Below are 23,158 nucleotides of genomic sequence, written 5' to 3'. Positions count from 1 at the left end.
AAATGGGACTCGAAGTCGACAAGAGGATTGGATCAGAATGTAACCTGGATACCCCCCAGGAATGATTTAGACTGCGGGTACACGAAGTTGTCGACCCCGATAACCGTGTTGGAACCTGCGTAGGTATTTACTTCCGGATCATATCCGCTGTATTTGGTGATCGTGAACAGGTTGTTCGCACTCACGTACAAACGGATACCTTGCAAGCCCTTGAACTTCGGCACGGTATAGCCCAGCGTGAGGTTTTTACAGCGGAGGTAAGAGCCGTTTTCCACCACATAGTTGGTGATCGGTAACCGGCCGCCCTGGAAACCGCTGACATACTGATTGCTGGGGTTGGTCGGCGACCAGCGATCGGCAACACCGGCCAGCAGGTTACGCTGTCCGAGCGGGTTTTCGAATGACAGGCGGCTGGCATTGTAAATATCGTTGCCTTGCGAGCCTGAGATGAATGCAGCAAGGTCGAACCCGGCGTAAGACAGGTTGGTCGAAAAACCGTAGATGAACTTAGGGTTCGGGTTGCCCACCAGCACCTGGTCGGCCGCGGTGATCTGGCCGTCGCCGGTTATGTCTTTTACTTTATGGCCACCGATGCGACCATCATAGCCAGGGAGGATGGTTTCGCCGGTTTGGTTAACGCCATCGAAAACATAGGTTTTAAACATCCCCAGCGGCTGTCCCACTTTGAGAACCGTGTAGGTCGTCATGAAGCGCTCGGTGGTAACGCCGCCATCGAGACCGAGTACCTTGTTGCGATTAATCGTTGTATTAGCTGAAACATCCCATTTCAGTTTTCCATCCAGGATACGCGCGTTCACAGCCAGTTCGAGCCCTTTGTTTTGCAATGCGGCGAAGTTCCCGGTAATAGCGCCATAGCCAGAGCTTAGCGGTAGCGTTTTCACATAAAGCAGGTCATCCGTTTTCTTGTGGTAAACGTCGGCAATAACGCTGATGCGGTTGTTCAGCAAGCTGATGTCGATTCCGATGTTAGCTTGTTTCGACCGCTCCCAGCGCAGGTCCGGGTTTGCGATGCCGGTAGGTTCGATGCCTGTTACATAGGTATGGTTAATCATGTAGCTATTCCCCGAAGCCACTGTGGCCAGCGACTGGTAAGGGTCGATCCCGCCTGCATTCCCTGTGATACCGTAGCTACCGCGTACTTTGAAATCGGAAAGCCAGCTGATATCCTTCATAAATGACTCCTCGATGATCCGGTAAGCGGCCGAAACTGCCGGGAATACCCCGTATTTATGATTGGCCCCGAACTTGCTCGAACCGTCGGCACGAGCAGTAACATCTATGAAAAACTTATCCTTGAAACCATAGTTCACACGTGCCATATAGGAATCCAGTCGCTGGGAGCTCCTGCCGCTGCTGATGGTACGGGTCAATGCGAGCTGCATTGCCTCGTTTTTCGTCGCGTCGTTCGGGAACCCCGTCGCACTCATAGTGTTGGAATTGCCTTGTTCAAGCTGCGTACCAAATACGGCTGTGGCTTTGAAAGAATGGTTTTTAGCAAAAGTGGTGCTGTATGTAAGGATGCTTTCGTGAAGCAATGCCAGGTAATTGGAATTTGCTTTCGTACCGGAACCGGAATTGTCGTTCAGGTCGCTTTTGTTGACGATCGAACGGGGTGAATAGCCGTCGAAAAGCTCGCCTTTCTGGTCGAGGTTGAACGACGCACGGTAAGTAAGCCCTTTAAAAAGAGATACTTCGCCGTAAATATTCGCCAACGTCCTTTTGATCGAACGTTTGTTGAGCACGGCCGAAAAATTCAATGGATTGACCACCTCGCGATACTGGCCGCCGGCTTGCTCGCCGAAGGGGAAAATACTGCCGTCGGGACGGTAAGGTTGCAGCATAGGAGGAGCTCCGATGGCCGCTCCCAGAACGGATGAAAGTACCGCGCCGCCATCGCCGATGTTGGTGCCGCCTGTCTGGATACCGTTCGCGATGGAGTAGCTGCCCAGGATGCTTGTACCTATTTTGACATTTTTGCTGATGCGGTGATCAAGGTTCAGGCGGTAGGAGTAGCGCTGGAACTGAGAGCCTATCAGCGTACCATCCTGGTCGAAATAGTTGAGCGAAATAGCCAACTGTGTTTTTTCGCTGCCGCCATTGATAGAAAGCTGATGGTTTTGAATAGGGGCCTTCCGGAAAATCAGTTTTTGCCAGTTGATACCCTCGCCAAGCGATGCCGGGTCCGGATAGTAATTGTTTTTAAATACTTCATTTTCAAGTTGGGCAAACTGAGACGCGTTGAGTACATCCAGGGTTTTGTTCACTTTCTGAGAACCATAATATCCGTCGTAGGTCACCCGGGTAGCCCCATTTTTACCGCGTTTGGTGGTAATCAGGATCACACCGTTGGCTGCTCTGGCCCCGTAGATAGCCGAAGCGGATGCATCTTTCAGGACTTCAACCGATTCAATATCATTGGGATTGATCGTCGAAAGCGGGCTGACATCGGTAATCCCGCCACCGTTCGAAACCTGGATACCGTCGATAACATACAGGGGTTCGGACGACCCATTGATGGAGTTGGTACCCCGGATACGCACGCTGATGTTACCGCCGGGAGAGCCGGAGTTCTGGTTGATCTGCACCCCTGCTACACGTGCCTGCAAGCCTTGCGCGATATTCGCAACGGGTGTCTGCACGAGGTCGGCTGCTTTGACGGACGCGATGGAGCCGGTCGTCTCGACCTTCCGCTGGGTTCCGTAACCTACCACGACCACTTCTTCCAGTGCCTTGGTGTCGGTTTTCAGCGAAACATCGATTTTCGAGCGGTTCGATACGGGCACCTCTTCTTTCAGATATCCAAGGAATGAGAACACGAGCGTCGCATTGCCTGCCACATCGATGGAATACACACCTTCTGCGTCTGTCAGTGTTCCTTGCTGAGATCCTTTTACGGTCACGCTTGCGCCGGGAATCATTTCGCCCTTTTCGTCGGTCACTTTGCCTTTCACTGTTACGTCCTGCGCGAGCAGCAACTGCGTAATACCCAGGCACAGGAGGCCGAGCAGGAACAAGTCACGTATTTTTTTCTTCATGTAGTTAAAAATTAGGGTTTGATCAAAAATGATAAAATTGAAATAGTGCAATTTTTTCGCGTTGAAACGGCCTTGGCGAAGGCTCACTATACTTTTGAATAACCGGGCTGGATGGCGGTTTTTACCTAAATATAGCTGCATACAGAGGCGATACACATGTGGGTTTAGCGCATGAATTTCCGGGAATTGAACAAAAAGTATCGGTAACGTTTGCGGAAACGATACCGATATATGGTTTTGCTGATGATTAATAGGAGATTTTTATATTTTTGTAGAACGGCGTGAATCCGGGAGGAGTGGGAGGATTTGAAAGAGGTATTATTTAAAAAGTACAAGGTTTATGATTCAATGTGTGAAGTGTGCGCAGGTGGATGGTATCATGAAAGCAGGCTATGTGAGAGGAAAGCAACGGTACCTGTGCAAATGGTGCAACTACTATTTCACCCATGCGGAAAAGGACGACTCGATAGCATCGCTCGTGAAGCGTAAGCGGCATCAGACCACGATCATCGATATTGCGAAATCGCTTGGGGTGTCCAACTCTACGGTTTCGCGCGCATTACACGGGCACGCGGACATCAGCCCGGAGACGCGCCAGGCTGTGCTCGACAAGGCAGCCCAACTCGATTACCAGCCCAACCAGCTGGCTTACAATCTGGTGAAAAGCAGGACGAACACAATTGGAATGATCGTTCCGGAATTTCAGAACCAGTTTTTTCCCAATGTGATCATCGGCGCACACGAGGTCCTGACCGAGGCTGGTTATAACCTGACGATCATGCAAAGTAATGAATCCTACCAGGTCGAGATATCGAACACAAAGGCGATGCTGGCGAACAGGATCGATGGTCTGCTCATTTCGCTCACGCAAGAGACCAACAACTTCGATCACCTCAGCCTGTTCGCCAAGCGCGGTATTCCGCTCATCCAGTTCAACCGCGTCTGCGACCAGATTGATGTACCAAAAGTAGTTGTAAACGACTTCGAGGCGTCGTTCAAAGCGGTGGAGCATTTGATTTTGAATGGCTACGAGCGCATTGCCCATCTTGGCGGGCCGCTCACGTTGCAGGTGAGTCAGGAGCGTTTGAGGGGTTACAGGGCGGCGATGGAGAAGTATGGTAAACCCATTCAGGACCGGCTGATCATCCAGGGCATGCTCACCCAGCAGAAAGCCCGCATTTACGGCCAGTACCTCCTCGACCTCGCGGACCGTCCCGACGCGATCTTCGCCGTCAACGATTCTTCCGCCATCGAAATCATGCTGATGGCCATGGAAAAAGGTATTTCTATACCGGATGAACTCGGAGTAGTAGGTTTCAGTGATAATGCGGAATCCGCCTACATCGGCCCCGGCCTCACCACCGTGCGTCAGCCGACGAACCTGATCGGGCGTACCACGGCAGAGTGGATTTTACAGCTGGTCGATGCGGAGGAGATTATTGTCAATGAGAAGCGGGTATTGAGTACGGAACTGGTTGTGAGAGGGTCTTCGCGTCGGTGCAGGTAATGTTTAGTGCCTTCGTGGCATTAAAAAGAAAAAGTGCAACCCCAGAGAAGCAGCACTTTATTAACTACAGAATATAATTATGAAAATCTTGAAAAGGCTAACTCAGCGCCTCTCTTAATACTTTCAGGCTTTTAGGTACCGCGGTGGCCGGGTCTTCTTTTCCTTCCATTTCCAGCGATACGTAACCTTTGAAATTCGCTTTTCTCAAAATGCCCGCGATCCGTTTGTAATCCAGGTCGAGGTCGTAATAATGCCCGCCGCCGTAATATGTCTTGGCCTGAACGATCGTCGCGTAGGGCGCCAGGCGTTCGAACTGCGGGTAGGGATCGCCTACAAAATTCCCCGTGTCGACATTCATCCCCATTGCCGGCGACGACGCCAGCGGCTTGTATATTTCAAGCAGGTAATCGATGTTCGACGACAGCCCCCAGTGGTTTTCGATCGCGAGTACAATCCCCGCTTTCTCGGCAGCCACCAGACATTCCTGCATGGATTCGATACACCATTTGATGGCGTCCTGATCCGTGAAACCCTGGATCGGCGGCTCTTTGCCATCCTTGTAATAGTTGGCATCGCGCTTCACCGTCCGCCAGCTTCCCGTGTTCATCCGGATCGCCGGAATGCCCATTTGGGTCGCAAGGTTAATACATTTTAGGGTATGTTCAATGTCCTTTTTTCGATCTTCCGGCTTAGGCTGCACAAAGCTCTGATGGATAGAGAGAAGCGGAAGCGACAAGCCGTTGTCGAATGCAAGCCTTTTCAGCTTGTTCATGTACGGAACTGTCTCGTTATCCATTTGCCGGTGCAGGATCTCCACGCCGTCGAAGCCCAGCCGGGCAGCGTCCTCGATCACCTTGTCGATCGGGTACTTCTGCTCCTGGAAGTGCCAGTAGGAGTAGGTCGAGACGGCAATAGGGATCCTGCGTGCGGCCGGAGAAGAAGCTGTTTCGGCCTGTGCGACGTGGCTGGTCATAGCCGCCGCGCCGCCGAGTGCGATGGTTTTAAGCCAATCGCGCCGTGAAGTATTATCCTGTTCGTGAGGTACCATTGAGTGATAATTTTGGATAATAATATTAAAAAATTGTCACTTTTATGGATTTTGCTTCAAAACGTTTGCACCCATGATATCTATCTGTGCCTGAGGGATGGGGAAATACTCGCTTTTACCCTTCACGAAAGTGGCGCCGGCGAGGTAAGTACGTTTCTTGCTTTCCTTGGTCAGATAGGCATTCAACACCACATCCGCATTGCCCCAGCGCACGAGGTCGAAATGGCGGTGGCCTTCCATAGCGAGTTCGAGACGACGTTCGAAACGCACGGCCTTCCGCGCGTATTCCTGGTTCGCGAATGCCGGATAGGGTTTCACCAGGTAGTTGGCGGCGGGCTTGTTCGCAGCATCGAGTACCACCACGTTGGCTGCACGGGTACGTACCTGGTTCACGAGTTTCAATGCGGTGGCGAGGTCATTGTCTTCCGCGGCCACTTCGGCGCGCATCAGCAGGATGTCGGCCAGGCGAATGGCGCGGTAGTTGTTCGCATTGGCGCGGGGCGACTCGGCGCCGGCATTTTCACCACTGTAAGCAAAGAACTTCTTGAAAGTATAAGGCCCGCCGAAGCTCTGATCGCGGATCCAGTTTTTACCCGGGTGAACGCCCCAGTTCAGGAACGGCAGCCCGCGACGACCCACGGTCCAGTCCAGGCGCGGATCCAGCGTGCCCTCGTAAGGCGTGAATGCATCGGTGGAAGAAAGTCCCTCGTCATTCTTTACATCCGCATCATTGAATGTATCCAGCAATGGCAGCCCGCTGGCGTCGGTCTTGAATGCATTTACGAGGTTTTGAGTGGGTTGGAAGAACCCGCAGCAACCGCCGGGTGCCGAGCCGTAAGGGAAGTTGTAGTTATCTCCCCAGCTTCCGTTTTGGCCCGCGCCGCCGTCAGCAACGGACATTTGCACTTCGAAAATGGATTCCGAATTGTTTTCCGTGGTAATACGGAAGTTGTCGTGAAAGCTGTTGACGAGCGAGAACGGGCCATTGTTGATCACGTCGTCGAGCAAAGGTTTGGCAGCGAGGTAATCCTGCTGATACATATGTACTTTGGCCAGGAATGCTTTCGCGGTCCATTTGCTTGCGCGGCCCACCTGTGCTTTGGTTGCCGATACGTTGTCGATCGCGAACTGAATATCGGCCTCGATGTTCGGCCAGATATCCTTGTCGTTGGGCAGGTTGATGTAGTCGGTGACCGTCTCATCTACGTAAGGCACCATGTTCCAGAGTTTTTTCGCCTCGAAATGATACCAGGCACGCAGGAAGCGGGCTTCGCCGAGGGCCTGCGCTTTTTCGGCGGCAGTCATATCCGTAGCCTTGGCAATGAGGTTGATCACGTTGTTGGAGCGCGAAACGCCGTCGTAAACGGCCACCCATTTGTCGTTATAGGCGCCGATGTCGGCCTGGGCAATGTAACGTTCGATGGTCGTGATCTGCGCCTGATCGCCTACGTCGCTGCCTTTATACGCGTCGTCGGAGGCGATGGAACCGTAAATCCAGTTGCTGACCGACGATGTATTGACCGGTCCGGATCCGACGCCGTCGAGCAAACTGTATGCGCCGATCAATACCGCATTGACCCCGGTTTTATTCGCAAGCATGGCCTCGTTGCCCACGCCGAGCGGCGTGGTTTCGAGAAAACTGTCCCCGCAGGAGGTGAGTACGCCCACGCAGACCATTGCAGTTAATGCTAATACGCTCTTTTTCATATTGATAATGAGAATGATGCCGTGTTAAAGATTTTGATTAAACCAAACTAGAATCCGAAGTTGATACCGATCTGGTACATCTTCGAATTGGGATAATTCCCCTGATCCACACCGAGGACCGTGCTACCAGGTGTAGAGCCTACCGAGGTCACCTCCGGATCGATGCCGCTGTATTTGCTGATCGTGAAAAGATTTTGTGCCTGTAAGTACACGCGTGCGCTCTCGAAACCGATTTTGGACAACATCCCGGCAGGCAGCGTGTAACCCAGCGTCAGGTTTTTCATGCGGAGGTAGGAACCGTCCTCGATGAAGTAACTCGAAGGCTGTTGGCTGCGGCTGTCGTTCGCATCGAGGATCGGCAATACCGCATCCGGGTTCTGAGGCGTCCATGAATCGTTGAGCATGCGGAGGCTGCGGTTACCCGCCTGGTTGTTGAAATCCACCCAGCGTTTCACCATGTTGATGATCTGGTTGCCTTTCACACCCTGGAAGAATGCGGAAAGGTCGAAATTCTTGTAACCTACATTCAGGTTAATACCATAGGTGAAGTCCGGATGTGGATTACCCAGGAACTTGCGGTCGTTGTCGGTAATGGTGCCGTCACCGTCGGTATCGTGGTATTTGTATTTACCCACAGCAGCATAGCCGGGATATTTCGGACCGTTGTCCACTTCACCCTGGTTCTGGTAAATGCCGTCGATTTGCAAGCCATAGAATGAATAGAGCGGCATGCCCGCCACCGAGCGCGTCCAGGTGTAACTGCGGATCGCAGGCCCAAGGAGCACGGCGGTAGCGCTGTTGTTCAGTTTTTTGACCTCGTTTTTGTAGGTCGAGAAATTGACGCCTACAGAGTAGGTGAGATCGCCATTCAATGCCTTGTTATGGAAGTCGATGCCGAGGTCGATACCCTTGTTGTTCATTTCACCCACATTGACGAAAGGAATGGTCGCGACACCTTGCGTTGCCGGCAACGCAACCTGGTAGAGCATATCGGAAGTGGTACGGTTGTACAAATCGAGGTTCAGGCCGAACATCCCTTTCAGAAAGGTAGCATCGATACCCACGTTGGTCTGCGTGGTGGTTTCCCATTTCGCATTCTGGTTACCGAATGCCTCGGTGTCGAAGCCTGGTTGTACGGCATTGTTCGACCCGTCAATCGCGTACGACGACTGGCTCAGGCTCGAACGGTAGGTGCTGAAACCATTGTAGTTTCCAATCTCCTGGTTACCGGTTTGTCCCCAGCCTGCGCGGAGTTTCAGATCATCCAGCCAGGGAATGCTTTTCATAAAAGTCTCTTCCGACAGGCGCCATCCTGCGCTGAATGCCGGGAACGTGCCATAGCGGTTGTTTTGCCCAAAGCGCGAAGAACCATCGCGGCGTACGGTCGCTTCCAGCAGGTAGCGGTCCTTGAACGCGTAGTTTACTTTCCCGAAAATCGAGAATAACGCCCACTCGTAACCTGCGCCGGTGTTGGCAATGCCTGCGGTTCCTGAGTTGAGGTACATATAAAGCGGGTCTTCCGAGAAGAAGGTCGTGCGCGTTCCCGAGAAGTCGCGGCCGGTACCTTTAATAGCTTCTGTACCCGCCAGCACGCTAACTTTGTGGGAAGTACCGAGGTTTTTGGTATAGTTCAAAGTGTTCGACCAGGTCCAGTTGACGTCATAGGCATTGCCATTGGTCATCGCGTTGGCTGCTTCGATTTCGGCTTCTTCGAGGTCAAGCAGGGTATAACTCACGCGGTTGGCATTAATGAAGTCGATACCGATGCTCGATTTGGCGGTAAGGTCTTTCAGGATGTCCACTTCGATGTATGCATTGCCAAATGCGCGCAACGTATTGGTCTGGTTGTTGCGGCTTCTCCATAACTGCGCAACCGGGTTGGTGGCAGGGCCGAGGCCGGCAGCGCGGGTAGCCGCGAAGTTGCCCATAATGTCGTACACCGGAATGATCGAAGGAATGCGGTAGCCGTTCCCGATCGGGTTGCCGTCCTGGTTGTTGGTCGAGCTCGCGGTACCGTTCGCATTGTAGTAGCCTTTGTTTTCGGTGTAGCTCAATTCCAGGTTCTCTCCAAGGCGAATGCGTTTTTTGAAAGTAAACTCGGTATTTGAGCGGATTGAATAGCGGTCAAATGAGGTGTGAATCAATACACCATCCTGTTTGAAATAGTTGAGCGCAATGGCATAGCGTCCATTTTCGGTACCACCGTTTGCGCCGATATTATATTCCTGGATGGCCGCCGGGCGGAGGATTTCCTTGTGCCAGTCGGTACCTTCCTTGTTGGCTTTCACGATCTGGTAAAATCCGGTACGGTTGTAGTTGTAAAGCGACGGGTCTGTTTTGGGGTCTCCCTCAAAAAGGCCATAGTTGGAACCTGCCAGAATGTAGTCGGGTACCACTGCAGTAGGGCCGTTGCCGTATTGTTGGTGCGAAGGATTACCGTTTGTAAGCACGCCCGCATTTTTCCGCTGTGTCCAGAGAAGGTCGCCGAATTGCTGTGGGTCTTTAATCAGGCCAAGGTCCACTTTGCCTGTCTGAAACCCTGCGCGGGAATTGAATGTAAATCTAGGAGCGCCTACTTTTCCCTTCTTGGTCGTAATGATAATCACCCCGTTGGCAGCGCGAGAGCCGTAAATGGAAGCGGAAGAAGCGTCTTTCAATACCTGCATCGACTCGATGTTGTTCGGGTTAATGCTGTTCAGACCACCTTTCGTAGGCACACCGTCGATGACGTACAGCGGGTCGTTGTTATTGATCGTACCAAAACCCCGGATACGGACCGTCGCTTCACCGCCGGGTGTGTTGTTGGAAGTAACGGTTACGCCAGCCACACGTCCCTGTAATTGCTGTGCCACGTTCGGGGCAGCTACTTTGGTCAGTTCGGTAGCGTCAACGGTCGAAACCGCGCCGGTAATATCGCGCTTGGATTGGGACGAATAACCCGTCACCACCACTTCGCTCAACGACTTGATATCGGATTGAAGCGTCACTTCCACCATGGTTTTATTGGTAATGTCGATCTCCTGGCTCAGGAAGCCGATAGACGAAACCACCAGCGTGGTGCTGCCATCGGGAACATTGAGTGAAAATCCGCCATCGGCATCGGTGGTGGTCCCTACCGACGAGCTGCCTTTGAGGACGATCGTGGCACCGGGAATGGTGCCGCCGGTCGCGTCTTTTACGGTACCCTTAATCTGAAAATCGATGGGCTGGATCGTTTTGACGGACGTTCCTGCTCCTTCCGGCAGATTGATGACAGGCTTGGATGCAGCCCTTTTCAGCAAAATCTGCTTACCCGAAACTTCGTAGGAAACCTGCAAAGGAGTCAGAAAGCTATCTAGAATAGCTTCCAGCTTCTCCTCACGGGCGCTGAATGTGACCTTGCGCTGCGAGCGGATGAGCTCGGGGCTGTACATAAAATGCACGCCGGACAGCTTGCCGATCTGTTCGAGGGCCGCACCGATTTTCTGCTCCCGGATGTTGATCGTCAGACGACGGTTGAGTACCTCCTGCCCGTAGCCGTCGAACGCCACGGCGAACCCGGAGAACCCGATGATGATGAACAATTGTATGAGGCTGATTCTCATAATTTTGAGCAGGTAACTCTGCCGGTAAAAGGTTTTTTTCATACTTTTGTCTGTTTTGTAGGTTTAAAAAAATCGGCAAAATAATTCCCGTGTCCCTTCTCGAATTTCCATTCGGGGGACCTTCTTAGCGCCAGCACAGAAAGAGGGGATTTGCATTCGGGTGAATGATGTTGGTAGCATCGTTCACCTTTTGTTGTTTTTATCCAAATAGTCGGGTTTTGAAGTGAATAATCAGTTGCATGGGTTTCCGGTAATGGTAATGCTGTCTTCGGTAATCGTGTATTTTGCTTCCAGGATGGTACAGAGCCATTTCAACTTGTTTTCAAGCGGCTCGTCGCCCAGCGTCGCAGTAATGCTGCAATGCGCCAGACTGTTCCGGTCGAATGCAATGTTCACACCGTAAGCTTTTGCAAGTGCGTCAAAAACCGTCGTGGCAGGTGTTTCAGTATAAGTAAATTCCTGATTTTCAATAGGGATATTCAGTAGGACAGAGCTTTTGAGCGCCGATCGCACGAACGTTGCATGTGCGCGCTCGTAGGTGGCTTGCTCGTTGCAGGTAAGCAGGAGAGTAGGGGAAGCCCGTTCACTGAACACGGATACCTTACCGGTTTTCACGGCGACGGTAATCTCCTTTTCATCGGCAATGGCCTTGATGCTGAAACTGGTACCATGCACTTTGGCGACCAATTCGCCCGCATATACAAAAAACGGCTGATCCGGGTCCTTCGTGACTTCAAAAAACGCCTCTCCCGTCAGGTACACTTCCCGCTTTTTGCCCGTGAAGGTCTGAGGGTATTTAAGTGTACTGTTTCGGTGCAGCACCACGGAACTGCCATCAGGAAGCTGCACATATTTGAACGGCCGTTCCATATTGACCACTTCTTTTAATGCATTCGCGGGCTGGTTTGTTTGTGCCATCTTCGGTGCAGGATGATCGCGGTGGTAAATGCGGAACAATGCGAAGCACAGCCCGGCGACGATCAGCAGGCTCGCCGCGACGTTCCATCCTGAGAGGAACACGGGGAAAAACGATTCTTTTTTTTCGCTATTCTCCATCTGCTCCTGCCGTTTTGCGGCTTGCAACGCGTCGCTGACTTTGCGATGGATGTATTCGTCCGTCAAATGTTCGTCGCGAACGGGTACGGCCCGCACGATCTCCACAGCCTGGCGGAGGATAGCCTGGCCATCTTCATGTTCCGCAGCCCATTTCTCCCACACCGCGTTATATTCGGCACACCGGCCTTCCGCCCAACATCTGAATGCAGGATTTCCGAGGAGCGATTGCAGTAAATGGTCGGATCGGTCGTGAGACATGGAGTAACGCGCTTTTATGCATTATCCGTTTATTCCGCCGGAATACTCGCTTTGGATTAAAAATTTTTAAAACTAAATCAGAGCCAGGAGGAAATTTGGCAAAAAGAGCAAAAAATAACTGAAATGGAAGGGGGCGTACGCCACAGTCCGCGTAGATTGGACAATGCCCGCTGGATGATATTGCTGACCGATTGTGCATTGATTGCCAGAAGCCCGGCTATTTCCTCGGGCATCAGGTTTTGAAAAAAACGCAGGTAAATAACTTCCTGCTGACGCGCCGGTAGCTGGTGGATGGCTGTGCGGACCTGTTTTTTCAGCGCCAGATCGTTTTCGCGGTCAATCCAGTTGTCCTCGCTCGAAAATTCGGACAGGAGGTTATCGCATCCGTCGGTCAGTGAGGTTTCCTCTGAGAGCGGTTTGATCGTTTTCAGCATCCGGTGCCGGAATGCCTTGATAAGGTAAAACTTCACTGAAGGAGTCTCATTGATGGTAGTGCGGTGAAGCCATAAATGTATCAGCAGATCCTGGATCACATCTTCGATCAACTGCATATTGGGCGTGAACCGCTGGCCATACTGAAAAAGTGTCCGGTAATAGCGCCTCGCAAGCTCCGTATATGCGTGCTCGTCCCCACCACGGAACGAATTCCAAAGCACGGCATCGTCGGTATGTTTGTCCAATGCAGCCAAAAAGGTTAGTCAGGTTAATGGGGGATTTAATCAAAAATAGGTGGTGCGATCCGGATATGAAATAGTGTTTTGTATATTATTGGAATAACCAAATTTTATTATTCTATTTTACCAGAAAGCCGTTTATTCGGATTTTTAAACCGGCAATTTTGAAGAGGATCTTTCAAGTAGAGAACCTCTCAGGGCGTCCTTCTACTCAAAAACCGAAATAATTTTATGAAAAGTATGTACACAACGGCGCTGGTTTTACTCGGCATTGCCCGCTTCGACCTCGCCGTGTCGCAATCCGCCGCGCCCGACTATAAATCGCGCCGCGGACAAATTCTTCACAACATTGAGGGTGTCTTTTACGAGTCGTCGACAGGCCTTTTTATTGAAACAAATGGCAAGAACGAGAAGCCGCATTCCTATCTGTGGCCGCTTTGCGCATTGCTCCAAGCAGCGACCGAATCGGAAGCAGTGAGCCCGGGTAAGCAATATATGAAACCGATTTTGGGGGCCATCCGCCAGTATTACAACACCAGCGCACCTGCGCCGGGGTATCAGGCGTATGTGACGAGCGAACAAAAGGACTCCCGGTTTTATGACGACAACCAATGGATCGCGATCGCGTGCCTGGATGCGTACAACCGCACAGGCGAGAAGGACTACCTGAGCATCGCGGAGGAAATTTACCGGTTTATGATGACCGGCTACGACGATCAGGCGGGCGGCGGCCTCTATTGGAAGGAGGATGAAAAGAATACGAAAAATACCTGTTCGAATGGGCCTGGAATACTCGTGGCTTTGCAGTTGTACCAGATCAAAAAGGAGCCGGAATATCTCAAAACAGCGATTAACCTATACGATTGGACCAAAAAGAACCTGCGCGCCAGCGATGGGACGTATTATGACGCCATCAAAGTCCCGTCGTTGAAAATTGACTCAGCCAAGTACTCGTATAACACCGGTACCATGCTGCAATCCGCGGTTTTGCTGCATAATATCACCGGTAAAAAGGAATACCTGGACGAAGCGAAAGCATTGGCAGACGGTTCAAAAAGGCATTTCTACAAGAACAACAAGCTGCCGGACAATTATTGGTTCAATGTGGTGCTGTTACGCGGTTTTGAAGAACTTTACAAAATCGACCCGCAGGCGGGGGACTATCAAATCTTCATCGCCGATGCCGAACGAATCTGGAAAGAAGAACGTGACGGCAAAAACCTTCTCGGCCGCAAACCGGTAAAAACGCTCATCGATCAGGGCGCGATGCTGGAAATGTATGCAAGGTTGGAGCGGCTGGCGAAGGAGTAATATCAGGTTGTAAACAAAGAGGGCCGAAACTATCAAGTTCCGGCCCTCTTTTATTTTGTTATCGCTGCTATTCCGTATCCTTATAAACCCCAAACTCGCTGATCGCAATGCTTACCGGCGATTTGGTGATGCGGAGACGTACTTTGTTGGAGGTGATCGGCACGTCGAGCTTTGCGATGCGCTTCGCCCCTACGCTGGTGCCCTTGTACACTTCCTTCCATTCGTTTCCGATCCATGCATCGACAGCGAATTCCTCAATGCGCTGGCCGAGCTTGATATACTCCTGCAAGCTGATGATGTCAAACACGACCGGCTGGTTCATTTCAATGACTACTTCCGGGGTTTTGAAATCGTCGTCGGTTGCCCAGTAAGTATCAGTTTTGCCGTCGAGCAGGTTTTTGGCACTGTAAACGGAGTTGTAACCACGGACATTTACCGCTTTTGAGGAGGCCCGCCCGATGAGATTTGTCGCAAAGGTATTTTTGACATGGTCGCCGAATGTTTTGAGCGCCGCTACATCGTCGTTATGCAACTGACCGCGGGTATCGGGTGCAAGACCTAGGTCCAGGGCTGCGCCGCGTCCCACACTTTTCAGATAGAGGTCGAAAAGCTTTTCCGGTGTTTTGGGCTTCTCGTTGGCATGGTAAAACCATCCTTTGCGCAATGGCACATCGCATTCCGCCGGTATCCAGAACTTTCCGCCGCGGGTACCGCCTGGGTTTTCGGTGGCATTGGCCTGGCCTGGTACCGCTACATTCTGCCCCTCGGATGGCTTCGGTGTAAGCGTCGCCCATGAAGTAGGGTTTACGCTGCCGTCCTCGTTGCCTGCCCAGCGCACGTCCCAGCCGATGTCGCTGAAAATACTGGCATTCGGTTGCAACTTGCGGGTATAATTGGTCCAGGTCGAATCCCACTGATAGTAGGTGGTGTTATCGATCGAACGCTTTTCTCTGGCGCCGCCATAGTAGCCGTCGCCGCCATTTGCGCCGTCGTGCCACGACATAAACAGGTCACCGTAGTTGGTGTACAACTCGCGGAGCTGCTCGCGGTAGATCTTAATATATTCCGGCGTGCCATACTTGGCATTATTGCGGTCCCAGGGCGAGCAGTACACCCCGAATTTTAGCCCATGTTTGCGTGCTGCGTCCGCCACCTCACGCACGAGGTCGCCTTTGCCGCCACGGAACGGGCTTTTGGTGATATTGTAGTCAGTCGTTTTGGTCGGCCAGAGGCAAAAGCCGTCGTGGTGTTTCGCGACAAGGACAATTCCGCGCAGCCCGCCCGCTTTTGCAGCTTGTACGATCTGGTCGGCATTGAAATCGGTTGGGTTGAAAGTTTTGGGATCTGCATCGCCATAGCCCCATTCCTTGTTTTCGAATGTGGTAGGCGTGAAGTGCATGATACCGTACACTTCGGTTTCGTGCCATGCGATCTGACGCGCTGCCGGCAGTGCACCGTAAGGTTTCGGAGGAGTTTGGGCAAAAGCGATCGACGCCGTCAGGCAGAGGAGACCGGATATTTTTTTGATCATTTGAAAAGGTGTTTCTGATGATACAGACAGGGGTGATGCAAATTGAAAGTGAAGATCGTTTTTTTAAAAGAGTTCACAAATTTTTTGCTTATGTTCCTCTCTGATCACCATAGGCTCATTAATATGTATTGGTTGAAAACTTGATACAACATAACAAAAAGCTTAATTTTAATTTAGAAAATAGAAATATCAACTTCTTGCAAAATCAAGATCGTTATGTTGAATATCGTTGAGAATTATATCGCTTTGAAAAAGAGCATGGCATCTTTGATCAATAAATCAGGTTATAAAAATGCCTACCTGGCTGAGCAGATCGGGATTCCGGCGCCGACGTTCAGTGTCAAGAAGCAACGTGGTAATTGGAGCGAAAACGAAATGCTGCAAATCCTGTCCATCATCGAAAACGAAAAACTGAACGACTATTTCTTGCTTGAACTGATGCGTGCCGAAAAAGACGAGCCCAGACTCCCGGTCTCTGACCTGAAAAAGGAAATGGGATGGTAGTATTTTTCGTCAGCAGGTACATTCACCCCGGCGTTACCTTTTTACGTGTTTTGAACCGGGGCGAAATGTATAAGTCGTTTCCGCCGAAATCCTAATTAATCACAAATAAGTAAGCAGGTTGTGTACCAACGTCTGCGACGGTTTTTGCGGGTAGCTCAATCGCTCCGTTCTTCACTTTCAATGCCTTTTTATTACCGGCAAATGTGATTTTTGCTTTTGCCGGTATTTCCAGACCTTCCGGTTTCAGGCTTGCGGGCAGCTTTTCGCCAGCTTCGGCCAGATAGAACGCATAGGTGGTTGTGCCTTTTTTGGTGTAAGCCCATTTGCCGGCGCGGTATGGGGCCAGTGGCTTGGTTTCGTAGATACCGACACCATTTACATTCATCCATTTACCCATTTCTTCCAGGCGCGCGTAGGCTTCTTCGTGCCATTCGCCGTCAGGACCGGGAGCCACGTTGAGGAGGAGGTTACCGCCTTTTGCAACAATATCAACGAGGGTATGGACCAGTTTCTGGGTCGATTTGAAATTCTCTTTCGGAATGTAAGACCACGAGTCGCCCATTGTCATGCAGGATTCCCATGGAATGGACATATAATGATCGGGGATCGATTGCTCGGGTGTTACATAGTTCTCGAATTCGCCGGTAACCGTACGGTCTACCACGAGCAGGCCGGGCTGATGCGAGCGGGCCATTTTAGCAATGCGCGCCATATCGATGTCCTGGTCGTAAGGAATCGTTTTCTGCCAGCTGATGGTTGTATCGATGCTGCTGAACGGGCGTACCCAGCCGCCGTCAAGCCACAGAATGTCTACCGAACCATAATCGGACATCAGCTCTTCGATCTGGTTGTAGGTAAAGTCTTTGAACTTGTTCCAGATTTCGGGGCGCTTTTTGGGGTCGTAGGAAACATTTCGATCCTTTGGCGGGAAATACGGCCACCAGTAGGAGTCTGTATGCCAGTCGGGTTTCGAGAAATAGGTGCCTGTCATGAAGCCCTCATTGCGGAATGCGGCGAGTACTTCCTTGGTAACGTTCGCTTTCGGGTTGGTTTTGAATGGCGTGTTGGTGATCTTGTAGTCGGTGTATTTCGAATCGAACATCGAAAAGCCGTCGTGGTGCTTGGTCGTGAATACTACATATTTCATACCTGCGCCCTTGGCTGCCTTTGCCCAGCGCTCCGGGTTGAACTTGACCGGGTTGAAGGTTTTGGCGATGTCCTCGTAAGCCTTCTTATATTCGAACCAATCGTGAGCATGCGGCCCGCGGCGCTCGCACCAGCCTTCATCCTCCGGACATAGCGACCATGATTCCACAATGCCCCATTGGCTATATGTTCCCCAGTGCATCAGCAAGCCGAATTTAATGTCCTGCCATTTGGAAAGCTTTTGCTGCACGAGCGGGTCGGCAGGGGCAACGTATTTGGAGTGATTTTGCTCCGAATGCTGCTGTGCATACGATCCGGAAGCCCATAGCAGTCCTGCCAGGAGGGCCGCTGTCGATTTGAGGTTCATTGTAATGGTTAAGTGTTTGGTAAATACTGTATGCGGGTTTACGCGAAATAGCTTTTCGACTCGATAACCTTGCCTTTGCCATCGCCGGTCGTGATGGTATAGGAAAATCCGGGTTGTACCGACCAGGCACCTACTTCTCCTTGCTTGTTGATGGCCAGAAAACCCACCTGGAAAGTTTTGGCACGCTCGGGGTCACGTTTCACAATTCTTTCCACCGCTTTTTTGCAGGCTTCCTCAGGGGAGGAGCCATTGCGCATAAACTCGACCACCAAATGGGTACCGGCCACGCGGATCACTTCCTCGCCCTGACCGGACGAGGTAGCCGCGCCGATTTCGTTATCGACAAAAAGCCCGGCGCCGATAATGGGTGAGTCGCCCACGCGGCCCCGCATTTTGAACCCCATACCGCTCGTTGTGCACATGCCCGAAAGGTTACCTTGCGCATCCAATGCGAGGGTACCCATGGTGTCGTGGTTGAAATCGCCGTTGTCCAGCCGTGCAGGAGCAAATGGGCCGTGGCCTTTCGATTGCTTGTGTTCGATATTGATAACAGGCTTGTATTCAGCCTTTTTGAGCCATTTCTTGTACTCTTTTTCCGCGTCAGGTGAAAGTTTGCCGGATTCCAGTTTGAAACCATTCGCCAATGCAAACTGCTGTGCGCCGGCACCTACGAGAAACACGTGCGGAGTGGTTTCCATGAGCTTGCGGGCCACCGATACCGGATGTTTGATCCTTTCGAGGAATGCGACCGAGCCGCAGTTCGACTTCTCATCCATAATACATGCATCCAACGTCACATGTCCGTCGCGGTCGGGATTGCCACCGAGGCCAACGCAGCAATTGATATCGTTTTCAATGGCGATCGCAGCTTGTTCCACTGCGTCGAGGGCACGGCCTCCCTTTTCCAATACCGGCCATGCGGCGGCGTTTGAAATTTGTCCGCTGTCCCAGGTGGAGATCACCACAGGACCGCTGGCGCCGGCCACGGGCGTTTTGGCAAACAATTGATTGATGCGCGTGAAAGGCAGGGCGAAGGCCGACAAGCGGAGGAAGGAGCGGCGGTTGGTGTTCATGGTGTCCGGGTTTATGAATAGTAAGTGTAGTTTTGTAAAATTTTAAAAATGATTCCGCGGATTAATTAAAATTTTTTCAAATATACGCCCCGCGAAATTTGTGATCAATGAAAATATGAAATTTCGTATGATCTGTTCGTCGAAGTATCTTATTTTGAAATATTTGTAAGGAACCGCATGAGAAGCGACCGAGAATGCGGCTTTGATACACTTACTAATTTTTTCAAACGAAAAACAGGTGGTTTCTGATTTAATGGCAACCTTTGGCTACTTGTTGGGAAAAAGAAAGACATACACGATGATGAACTCTCCAAAAGCACGTGTGGATGTGGCGATCAATGCCTATGGTAAGCCGTATCAGACGGCGATTACACTGCTAACGCTCATGAAGCATTCGCACCAATGGATCAATAAAATCTATTTTGTAGAAGAAGCCAGGCAGCCGGAGCCACCGAATTTCAAATTTATTTTTGATCATTTTGGTGATAAGATCGTCTACTATAAACCTAACGTCTGGCTTTGGACCAAGAACGTAAAATTCGATTTTTTGCTGAATTTCAAGCGGTATCGGCATGCGGTGCGCTACCAGTATGCCTGGGAGAAGTCGGACCAGAAGTACCTGCTTGTGATCCATAATGACGTGTATTTCAAAAGCGATCTGGTAGGGGAGTATATTAATGGTATCGGCGATGCGTCCGGCATAGGCAGTATCGGGCAATGTTGGGTTTGCCCTGCGAGAGAAGCGGGCCTGTGTGATTCTGAAAGATATACGCAATACAAGCCGGATTATCAGGAACTGATGCAGCTGGCTACCACCTATCCGCAAGCCCGTACGGGCGAGTACAAGCTCGTGGTCGACCGTGCTGCGCCATGGCCTTTGCCCGAATGCCGGTTGAATGAATATGTGGCGATGATCGATCTCGAAAAAACGCGAAAGGACACTATGCCGGTGGGCAAAGGCGCGGCATTCGGGGCCTACGACCGTCTGGATGTGGGGGTGAAATGGTTTGCCGATATGAACAATGCGGGCCATAGTTTTAAACATTTCAACTACGATCCGTACGCAACGCACAGCTGGATCAGTTTGCAGAATGCAGGTCATAATGCGCTTTTCAATAAAGAACTTTACCGTTACGAAGAATCCGTAGCATTGCAGGTGCTTAAAGACGAGTTTAATATTGTTCCCTCATAACGGCCATTCTGCGATATGGTATTGGAAATCAGTCAGCTGACGCAGCGGTATGGCGAGCGGGAAATCCTTTCGATCCCGTCTTTTGCAATTGAAAAGGGCATTTACTGGATACAGGGAGAAAACGGCGCGGGGAAGTCGACGCTTTTCAGGACGCTGGCCGGGATGCTGCCATTTGACGGGCGTGTGAGGCTTGATAATAAGTATGACCTGAAAAATGACCCGGTCGAATACCGTCTCCGCCTGAACCTCGGGGAAGCCGAGCCGCTTTACCCTTCCTTTCTGACGCCTGCGGATTTGATCGCCTTTGTGGCCGAAGCGCAGAAAACATCTCGCGAGCAAAGCGAAAAGCTCATTGAAGCATTCGGCATTAATTATCTTCAAAATCCGTTCGGCAGCTGTTCCAGCGGAATGGTGAAGAAGGTTTCCCTGCTGCTGGCATTCCTGGGTGACCCTTCGCTCATTATTCTCGACGAGCCGCTCATCACCATCGACCGCGAGGCCCGCGAAGTGCTTTTCGAATTGATTAAGGAATATCATCACAACGGCGTCACATTTCTGCTGTCGTCGCACCAGCTTTTCGAGCAGGAAGGGTTGCACGTATCCCAGAGTTTCCGGCTAAAAAACAAAACACTCATAGCAACCGATGCGCTATGAAAATGCTGCTGCTCTCCACGGTTTCGGCGTTTTTCAGGCAGCGGGCCGGAACGTTCCTGGTTTTGCTCGGCGTGCTTTTCGGGTTTTTGAGTGCCAATGAGCACCATGCGTTCGCGGTATTCTTCCTGACTGACACTTACGGAATGCTCAGCCTTTTTATAATCTGGCTGGCTTACAGTTTGCTATGTGCCCAGTTTCTGGTGAATACCTGGAAGCTGCCGGAATATACCTTCATCTTTCATGCCCGTACCTGGCCTGCGCTCACGCGTGCGGGGAGGTTTTCGATGCAGGCGTTAGGCTTTCTTCAACCCATTCTGTACTACGGCGTTTACCTGTTGATCATCGCTGTTCAGGACAAGCTGCTGGGTTTCCTCTGGCCGATCATTCCTTTTTACATTAGCCTGGTGCTTATCCTCGCTTCAATCGCCGAATGGCGCATCAGGAAGCCGGTTCTGTATGTTCCTGTCAACAGTCGGAGCTTCATTAAATGGCCATTTCGGCGACCGACATCGTGGCTGTACTGGTCGATGGAATGGCTGGTGAGGGAACGAGGGATTACATTGCTGGTAGGGAAGCTGGGAGCGATGCTGGTGGCTGCGGGGACAATGCTTTATTATAGCACCGGTGAGTACGACATCCGGATGCCGGCTGTCGGCATGTCGCTGGCTTACCTGCTCAACCTGGGGCTCTCATTGGAGTTATATCAATGGGAAGGCGAGATCTGGCTCTGGGGAAGGTCGCTGCCAGTACCGGTCTGGAAACGTTGGGGCAGGGTATTGGCAGCACATATGGTGCTGATCGTTCCTGAAACCATGGTAGTGCTTCGCAGTGGCGCTCTCGGCTTTGCAGAGGTGGCACAGTTGTACCTGCTTGGCCTGACAATCCTCCTGGTCTCTCACCTATATTTATATAAGAAAAAAGGACTACCTGAAAATGCAATGCAAGTATTCCTGTTCGGATTTATTGGGCTTACTTTATTGATTTTATATAAAATACCGCTTCTTCTGCTGGCAGCATGTGGATTGCTGTTCTCGCTTTATGCATCCTGGCCTCGGGAGAGAAGCAGTCAGAAGTAGTCAGGTATGGTCATTGATGGTCAGGTATGGTCATTGATGGTCAGGTGTTGTCATTGGTAGTCAGGAGTTGTCATTTTTGGTCAGGAGTTGTCATTGGTGGTCAGGAATTGTCATTGATAGTTCTGACTACACCTGACTACACTTGACTATACCTGACTACACCTGACAATACTTGACCACACCTGACCAAAAATTTCCCAAACGAAACTTACTTGGGCGTAGTAGGCCGTACCTCAATTTTGCTAGGCAGTGTCCGTGCCGGCATTTTGATCAGGTCGGAAACGATCTGGCCGATGTCTTCCGGCTGGATTTTCCATGCGTCCTTATCCGATGGTTCGTGGTTGTTGAACTCCGTCGCCACGGAGCCCGGCATAATGGTCGTTACTTTCACACCCGCATTACGTACGTCGAGCATCATCGCCTGTGAAAAGCCGACCAGACCGAATTTGCTGGCATTATATGCGGTGCCATTGGCAAAGAAATTGGTGCCTGCCAGGCTTGCAATGTTGATAAAATATCCTTTCGACTCCGTCAATGCTGCGATAGACGCTTTGGCACTGAAAAATACCCCGGTGAGGTTGATATCGATGGTTTCCTGCCACAATTCCGCGCTGAGCTCCTGGATTGGTGCGAAATGGCCGACGCCCGCATTCGCGATGAAGTAATCGAGCCGGCCCCAGCGGCTTAGCACGGTTTGTACCGCTTTTTCCTGCGACGCCAGATTCCTCACATCCGACTCGATGGCCAATGCATAGCCTTCACGGATTTTGTTCAATGCATTGGCCGCATCGTCGGCATTCTGTTGCGACCGGCTGGTAATTGCGACACGGATGCCGTCACGAATGAGCGCTTCGGCAATGCCGTATCCTATTCCTTTGGAACCGCCTGTGATCAGGGCTGTTTTGATTGTTTCTGCCATTACCTGAGTTTAGTTTCAAAATTATACGTAACGGCTTAACAGCATCAATGATCAGAAGGTTTGGAAAATGAGCCACCGGTTTCGAAAATAGCATTGTCGCGGGTGTTCTTCTGAACGGCGATCGCCCCGAAAATTCCCAGCAAGAAGGCGAAGGCATAGAAGCCCTTTTCGCTGGGCAGCAATGTGGCATTCCAGAGGCCAACCACGAGAAGTACGATCGCGAGGATCGTGGAAAACCACGCGATACCGTAGTAAATACCCGTCACCGGAACACCTTCCAACCGGTCGCGAACGCTTTTCTGGACGGATACGGCGGCGAATAGTCCGTACATTAATACCGTAAAATAATATCCCTTTTCGCTCAGCAGCATTTCCGACCGCCAGAGGCCGATGATGAAGCCCGCCATTCCCACGCCCAATGCGATCCATGATGCGGCAATGAAGGCTCCTGATGTTTTCTGGACATTTGTAGTGTTCATGTTAGTGTAAGTTAAA

The 23,158-nt window shown here is 51.2% G+C and carries 17 protein-coding genes; 6 read left to right on the top strand and 11 right to left on the bottom strand.

Annotated features, from left to right (window positions below):
- Nucleotides 1-32: 32 nt before the first annotated feature.
- Complete coding sequence (locus J7619_RS05280) at nt 33-3,056, bottom strand: TonB-dependent receptor (protein ID WP_291195098.1); 3,024 nt, start codon at nt 3,054-3,056, stop codon at nt 33-35.
- Nucleotides 3,057-3,396: 340 nt separating this feature from the next.
- Between J7619_RS05280 and J7619_RS05275 the strand changes: the two genes are divergently transcribed.
- Nucleotides 3,397-4,563 (top strand): substrate-binding domain-containing protein, encoded by a 1,167-nt coding sequence (locus J7619_RS05275; protein WP_291195095.1) that lies wholly within the window; start codon nt 3,397-3,399, stop codon nt 4,561-4,563.
- A 97-nt stretch (nt 4,564-4,660) separates the two neighbouring features.
- On the opposite strand, the gene J7619_RS05270 is transcribed toward J7619_RS05275, so the two are convergent.
- The 5 genes from J7619_RS05270 to J7619_RS05250 form a co-directional block, all read right to left on the bottom strand.
- Complete coding sequence (locus J7619_RS05270; RefSeq protein WP_291195092.1) at nt 4,661-5,611, bottom strand: sugar phosphate isomerase/epimerase; 951 nt, start codon at nt 5,609-5,611, stop codon at nt 4,661-4,663.
- Between the two features lie 42 nt (nt 5,612-5,653).
- Nucleotides 5,654-7,318 carry a RagB/SusD family nutrient uptake outer membrane protein gene (locus tag J7619_RS05265; RefSeq protein ID WP_291195089.1) on the bottom strand — a complete coding sequence of 555 codons (1,665 nt, stop codon included), beginning with the start codon at nt 7,316-7,318 and terminating at the stop codon, nt 5,654-5,656.
- A gap of 47 nt (nt 7,319-7,365) precedes the next feature.
- Entirely contained in the window at nt 7,366-10,944 is a 3,579-nt protein-coding gene (locus J7619_RS05260; protein ID WP_291195086.1) for a TonB-dependent receptor, read from the bottom strand.
- Nucleotides 10,945-11,133: 189 nt separating this feature from the next.
- Nucleotides 11,134-12,216 carry a FecR family protein gene (locus tag J7619_RS05255; RefSeq protein ID WP_291195083.1) on the bottom strand — a complete coding sequence of 361 codons (1,083 nt, stop codon included), beginning with the start codon at nt 12,214-12,216 and terminating at the stop codon, nt 11,134-11,136.
- Between the two features lie 77 nt (nt 12,217-12,293).
- Nucleotides 12,294-12,905, bottom strand: a complete 612-nt coding sequence (locus J7619_RS05250) for an RNA polymerase sigma factor (RefSeq protein ID WP_291195080.1) — start codon at nt 12,903-12,905, stop codon at nt 12,294-12,296.
- 216 nt (nt 12,906-13,121) lie between these two features.
- On the opposite strand from J7619_RS05250, the gene J7619_RS05245 reads away from it, so the two are divergent.
- Nucleotides 13,122-14,201 (top strand): glycoside hydrolase family 76 protein, encoded by a 1,080-nt coding sequence (locus J7619_RS05245; RefSeq protein ID WP_291195077.1) that lies wholly within the window; start codon nt 13,122-13,124, stop codon nt 14,199-14,201.
- A gap of 67 nt (nt 14,202-14,268) precedes the next feature.
- On the opposite strand, the gene J7619_RS05240 is transcribed toward J7619_RS05245, so the two are convergent.
- The gene (locus tag J7619_RS05240; protein WP_291195074.1) at nt 14,269-15,732 is read right to left on the bottom strand and encodes an alpha-L-fucosidase; all 1,464 of its coding nucleotides are present in this window, start codon (nt 15,730-15,732) and stop codon (nt 14,269-14,271) included.
- Between the two features lie 216 nt (nt 15,733-15,948).
- Here J7619_RS05240 and J7619_RS05235 point away from each other — a divergent pair, with 216 nt between their 5' ends.
- Complete coding sequence (locus tag J7619_RS05235; protein ID WP_291195071.1) at nt 15,949-16,236, top strand: hypothetical protein; 288 nt, start codon at nt 15,949-15,951, stop codon at nt 16,234-16,236.
- Between the two features lie 91 nt (nt 16,237-16,327).
- On the opposite strand, the gene J7619_RS05230 is transcribed toward J7619_RS05235, so the two are convergent.
- Nucleotides 16,328-17,749, bottom strand: coding sequence for an alpha-L-fucosidase (locus J7619_RS05230; protein WP_291195068.1), 1,422 nt, complete (start codon nt 17,747-17,749; stop codon nt 16,328-16,330).
- A 38-nt stretch (nt 17,750-17,787) separates the two neighbouring features.
- On the bottom strand, nt 17,788-18,822 hold the full coding sequence (locus J7619_RS05225) for an isoaspartyl peptidase/L-asparaginase family protein (RefSeq protein WP_291195065.1): 1,035 nt from the start codon (nt 18,820-18,822) through the stop codon (nt 17,788-17,790).
- A 298-nt stretch (nt 18,823-19,120) separates the two neighbouring features.
- On the opposite strand from J7619_RS05225, the gene J7619_RS05220 reads away from it, so the two are divergent.
- From J7619_RS05220 to J7619_RS05210, 3 genes are read left to right on the top strand one after another with little or no spacing between them, the layout of a single operon-like run.
- Entirely contained in the window at nt 19,121-20,014 is an 894-nt protein-coding gene (locus J7619_RS05220; protein WP_291195062.1) for a hypothetical protein, read from the top strand.
- Between the two features lie 15 nt (nt 20,015-20,029).
- The gene (locus J7619_RS05215; protein ID WP_291195059.1) at nt 20,030-20,668 is read left to right on the top strand and encodes an ATP-binding cassette domain-containing protein; all 639 of its coding nucleotides are present in this window, start codon (nt 20,030-20,032) and stop codon (nt 20,666-20,668) included.
- Nucleotides 20,665-21,744: a hypothetical protein gene (locus J7619_RS05210; protein ID WP_291195057.1), complete on the top strand. Its 1,080-nt coding sequence runs from the start codon at nt 20,665-20,667 to the stop codon at nt 21,742-21,744. The genes J7619_RS05215 and J7619_RS05210 overlap by 4 nt, the downstream gene beginning before the upstream one ends.
- Before the next feature lie 208 nt (nt 21,745-21,952).
- Here the strand turns inward: J7619_RS05210 and J7619_RS05205 are convergent, their stop codons facing one another.
- Both J7619_RS05205 and yiaA read right to left on the bottom strand, forming a co-directional pair.
- On the bottom strand, nt 21,953-22,663 hold the full coding sequence (locus J7619_RS05205) for an SDR family oxidoreductase (protein ID WP_291195054.1): 711 nt from the start codon (nt 22,661-22,663) through the stop codon (nt 21,953-21,955).
- 44 nt (nt 22,664-22,707) lie between these two features.
- Nucleotides 22,708-23,142: an inner membrane protein YiaA gene (gene yiaA / locus J7619_RS05200; RefSeq protein ID WP_291195051.1), complete on the bottom strand. Its 435-nt coding sequence runs from the start codon at nt 23,140-23,142 to the stop codon at nt 22,708-22,710.
- Between the last annotated feature and the right edge of the window lie 16 nt (nt 23,143-23,158).

This window comes from Dyadobacter sp. (assembly GCF_017744695.1).
Lineage (GTDB): Bacteria > Bacteroidota > Bacteroidia > Cytophagales > Spirosomataceae > Dyadobacter.
The sequence above is the reverse complement of the archived record's forward strand: the minus strand, read 5'-3'. Positions and strand labels throughout refer to the sequence as shown.

What these genes read in the sequence shown, in the direction of transcription:
- J7619_RS05235 (WP_291195071.1), top strand. Translation starts at nt 15,949, where the DNA reads ATGTTGAATATCGTTGAGAATTATATCGCTTTGAAAAAGAGCATGGCA.
- J7619_RS05275 (WP_291195095.1), top strand. Translation starts at nt 3,397, where the DNA reads ATGATTCAATGTGTGAAGTGTGCGCAGGTGGATGGTATCATGAAAGCA.
- J7619_RS05230 (WP_291195068.1), bottom strand. Translation starts at nt 17,749, where the DNA reads ATGAACCTCAAATCGACAGCGGCCCTCCTGGCAGGACTGCTATGGGCT.
- J7619_RS05215 (WP_291195059.1), top strand. Translation starts at nt 20,030, where the DNA reads ATGGTATTGGAAATCAGTCAGCTGACGCAGCGGTATGGCGAGCGGGAA.
- yiaA (WP_291195051.1), bottom strand. Translation starts at nt 23,142, where the DNA reads ATGAACACTACAAATGTCCAGAAAACATCAGGAGCCTTCATTGCCGCA.
- J7619_RS05265 (WP_291195089.1), bottom strand. Translation starts at nt 7,318, where the DNA reads ATGAAAAAGAGCGTATTAGCATTAACTGCAATGGTCTGCGTGGGCGTA.
- J7619_RS05205 (WP_291195054.1), bottom strand. Translation starts at nt 22,663, where the DNA reads ATGGCAGAAACAATCAAAACAGCCCTGATCACAGGCGGTTCCAAAGGA.
- J7619_RS05240 (WP_291195074.1), bottom strand. Translation starts at nt 15,732, where the DNA reads ATGATCAAAAAAATATCCGGTCTCCTCTGCCTGACGGCGTCGATCGCT.
- J7619_RS05260 (WP_291195086.1), bottom strand. Translation starts at nt 10,944, where the DNA reads ATGAAAAAAACCTTTTACCGGCAGAGTTACCTGCTCAAAATTATGAGA.
- J7619_RS05255 (WP_291195083.1), bottom strand. Translation starts at nt 12,216, where the DNA reads ATGTCTCACGACCGATCCGACCATTTACTGCAATCGCTCCTCGGAAAT.
- J7619_RS05280 (WP_291195098.1), bottom strand. Translation starts at nt 3,056, where the DNA reads ATGAAGAAAAAAATACGTGACTTGTTCCTGCTCGGCCTCCTGTGCCTG.
- J7619_RS05225 (WP_291195065.1), bottom strand. Translation starts at nt 18,822, where the DNA reads ATGAACACCAACCGCCGCTCCTTCCTCCGCTTGTCGGCCTTCGCCCTG.
- J7619_RS05210 (WP_291195057.1), top strand. Translation starts at nt 20,665, where the DNA reads ATGAAAATGCTGCTGCTCTCCACGGTTTCGGCGTTTTTCAGGCAGCGG.
- J7619_RS05245 (WP_291195077.1), top strand. Translation starts at nt 13,122, where the DNA reads ATGAAAAGTATGTACACAACGGCGCTGGTTTTACTCGGCATTGCCCGC.
- J7619_RS05270 (WP_291195092.1), bottom strand. Translation starts at nt 5,611, where the DNA reads ATGGTACCTCACGAACAGGATAATACTTCACGGCGCGATTGGCTTAAA.
- J7619_RS05220 (WP_291195062.1), top strand. Translation starts at nt 19,121, where the DNA reads ATGATGAACTCTCCAAAAGCACGTGTGGATGTGGCGATCAATGCCTAT.